Origin of the sequence: Gemmiger formicilis (assembly GCF_016901605.1) — a bacterium.
In the GTDB taxonomy this organism is placed as follows: domain Bacteria; phylum Bacillota; class Clostridia; order Oscillospirales; family Ruminococcaceae; genus Gemmiger; species Gemmiger formicilis_B.
In genome coordinates this window covers 1-220 of sequence record NZ_JACJKP010000842.1, presented here as the reverse complement: position 1 = coordinate 220, position 220 = coordinate 1, and the positions used below count along the sequence as shown (strand labels likewise).

Genomic DNA, 220 nt, shown 5'->3' with positions numbered 1-220 from the left:
CCCTGCGCGCCGTCTCTTTTGACCGCGACACCGCCCAGCTCATGGGCATCGACTCCACCCGTATCATCCAGTGCGCCTTTGTGGTATCGGGCATCCTGGCCGGTATTGCCGGCGATGCCCTGCGGACGGATCAGCAGGAAGACCAGCATGATGGCAAAGACTGCGATGGTGGAATATCCGGAACCCAGCACGGCCAGCAGCAGGGTCTCCATAATGCCCA

Annotated in this window: 1 protein-coding gene; it reads left to right on the top strand. The window is 61.8% G+C overall.

The annotated features are described in order from the left end of the window. Positions 1–41: 41 nt before the first annotated feature. Positions 42–220, top strand: a 179-nt coding sequence (locus H6B10_RS19165) for a hypothetical protein (RefSeq protein WP_243427448.1), incomplete at its 3' end; no start/stop codon positions are given.